Origin of the sequence: Rubrilithobacter danxiaensis, assembly GCF_047272945.1 — a bacterium.
Lineage (GTDB): Bacteria > Bacteroidota > Bacteroidia > Sphingobacteriales > Sphingobacteriaceae > Rubrolithibacter > Rubrolithibacter danxiaensis.
On the sequence record NZ_JBKOPS010000030.1, the window covers coordinates 1 to 2429 of the forward strand.

Here is a 2429-nt window from a genome sequence, read left to right on the forward strand (position 1 = left end):
TTTTTAGCATTATATTTGCTGTTTAGATTGTAATATGAACAAGTTAAGTGTTTCAGAAAGGCTTATGATATATACCAGGTATATAGGCCAAAGGATTCTTTTAATAGATCAAAATGGAATAGTTGATGAACAGGTGGGTATTTTAACAGGGATAAAAGATTCTGGAATAAACGTTACAATTGATAAACAAAGCCGTTGGATTCCCTTATATGATCATTTTGAGTTCTATGAGATTAAGCTTCTGTTAAAACCACTTTCAAGACTAACCGAAGCTATAAAACAAACTGCAAATAGCCTTCCTATACAAAACTTCATAACTCAGTACTATATCCAACTTGGTTTTGATATGCCTGTATTTATTGCTCCGGGTCATCCCGCAAATTGTAAGTATGTAGCAGAATTAGGACTTGCAACTTACAGTACAGAAACAGAACTTCTTAAAGAAGAACTGATATCTGCTTGAGGTAAGAAACAACAATTTAATGCAGCGTATGACAGAAGTAAAGCTATTTCAAAAGGTAGAAGAATCTACTACATTAATACCATTAGTAAGCAGTAAGGTTCATGCAGGATTTGAATCTCCTGCATCAGATTATGAAGAAGAACGGATTGATTTAAACGCTTATGTTACCCATTATCCTCATGCTACATTTTATGCACGCGTTGAAGGTGAATGCATGACAGGATCAGGTATATTTCCTGATGATCTCCTGGTTGTAGATCGTTCTTTAAAAGTTACCAATGGGGATGTGGTAATAGGTGTAATGGATGGAGACTTTATACTACGAACCTACCTCAAACATAAAGGCAGTGAATACCTAATGCCTGATAATCCTAACTTTTCACCTATTAAACGTACTCCTGAAACTCAGTTTGAGATTTGGGGAGTAGTACCTCATACTGTATTAAATCAAAGAAAAAGAAAGAATGTACGCATTGATAGACTGCAACAACTTTTATGTAAGCTGTGAACGAGTTTTCCAACCTTATTTACAAGCTAAAGCAGGTTGTGTATTGAGTAATAATGATGGCTGTGCTATTGCCCGAAGTGAAGAAGCAAAGGCATTAGGGGTAAAGATGGCAACTCCTTACTTTACTATTCGTGATTTGCACACGCAAGGTAAGATCTGGTGGCGTTCCTCTAACTATGCTTTGTATCAGGATATGATGCGCAGGGTAAAAGGGATCATAAAAGAGTTCTTTCCTGAGCAGGAGATCTATTCTATAGATGAATGCTTTTGTGATTTGAGTGAATATAAGCTTCAAGACTTAGAAACGTTAGGACAAAAGTTAAGGCAAAAAATAAAGCAGTATACCGGGATACCGGTATGCGTTGGAATTGGAGCGACAAAAACGCTCGCCAAGCTTGCTAATAAAATTGCAAAGAAACAATCAGGAGTACACATACTAAATACAGCTTATAAAATAGAAACAGCACTTAAGAAAACAGAAATAGGTGACGTATGGGGTATCGGTCCTAAATATGCAGTTAAGCTTATAAAGATTGGAGTAAACACTGCTTTTCATTTTATTAACCTACCTGCTGACTATGTACAAACTAACATGACTATTGTAGGACTTCGCACCTGGAGAGAACTTAGAGGTGAAAGCTGTATAGATATAGAATTGAATCCACCTGATAAAAAAGGAATTTCTACAGCACGTTCATTTGGAAAGAACGAGACAGAACTTGCTCCAATGGAAGAAGCACTAGCAACGTATGTGGCAAATGCAGCAGTTAAGCTTCGAAATCAGAATTCTCTTTGTGCTAATGTATTTGTGTTTGCTCATACAAGCAGGTTTGCTGTAAGAAACAAGATCTTCTCTGCTGGTATTGATGTACGACTTGCTACTCCAACGAATATAACATCAGAGCTTATAGAACATGCAATCTATGGACTACGCAAGATTTACAAGAAAGGTCCAGAGTATCAAAAAGTAGGAGTTTATCTTACAGACTTAAGGCCTGACACTCAAGTACAGACAGCGCTATTTGATGATAAAGGAGAAGCTAAACGCCAGAGACTTGCGAAAGCTACAAAAGCAATTGATAAGCTTAACCTATCAATGGGTAGAAATGCTATTCAATTTGGAGCTATGGGATTTGATCAAAAATGGAAGATGAAACAGGAATACTTATCTAAAAGGTACACTACACGTATTGAAGATGTAATGATTGTTAAGGCTTGTTAGTAAATACCTTTCATACAAAAGGGGCAGCTAAGACGCTGCACCCTTTCAAATTAACGCTCTCAATTACTAATTTTAATTTAATAAATATTTCTTTAAAAGAAAAAACTATTTATACTAGGAGGCGATAGTAAGTTTTAGAACCTGATAGTCTTTCCCTTATTCTTTAAAAGCTAAAACTCTCACCTTTATACTTTAAAAGCTTAGCTATTAAAGTAACAGTAATGAGAGGCACATTT

At 35.9% G+C, this 2429-nt stretch carries 3 protein-coding genes; all 3 read left to right on the forward strand.

Going from position 1 to position 2429, the window contains the following annotated elements:
• Positions 1 to 34 precede the first annotated feature (34 nt).
• Genes ACLCDL_RS17825 through ACLCDL_RS17835 form a run of 3 tightly spaced genes read left to right on the forward strand, consistent with a single transcriptional unit; the run spans position 35 to position 2193 of the window.
• Positions 35 to 463 carry a hypothetical protein gene (locus ACLCDL_RS17825; protein ID WP_423149768.1) on the forward strand — a complete coding sequence of 143 codons (429 nt, stop codon included), beginning with the start codon at positions 35 to 37 and terminating at the stop codon, positions 461 to 463.
• A gap of 28 nt (positions 464 to 491) precedes the next feature.
• A complete protein-coding gene (locus ACLCDL_RS17830; protein ID WP_423149769.1) occupies positions 492 to 971 on the forward strand; it encodes a LexA family protein in 480 nt (159 codons plus the stop codon).
• Positions 928 to 2193 (forward strand): Y-family DNA polymerase, encoded by a 1266-nt coding sequence (locus ACLCDL_RS17835; protein ID WP_423149770.1) that lies wholly within the window; start codon positions 928 to 930, stop codon positions 2191 to 2193. Before ACLCDL_RS17830 ends, ACLCDL_RS17835 begins: the two co-directional genes overlap by 44 nt.
• Positions 2194 to 2429 lie beyond the last annotated feature (236 nt).

Bases quoted from the DNA above. Each gene is read 5' to 3' on its own strand.
- ACLCDL_RS17825 (WP_423149768.1), top strand. From the start codon at position 35: ATGAACAAGTTAAGTGTTTCAGAAAGGCTTATGATATATACCAGGTAT.
- ACLCDL_RS17830 (WP_423149769.1), top strand. From the start codon at position 492: ATGACAGAAGTAAAGCTATTTCAAAAGGTAGAAGAATCTACTACATTA.
- ACLCDL_RS17835 (WP_423149770.1), top strand. From the start codon at position 928: ATGTACGCATTGATAGACTGCAACAACTTTTATGTAAGCTGTGAACGA.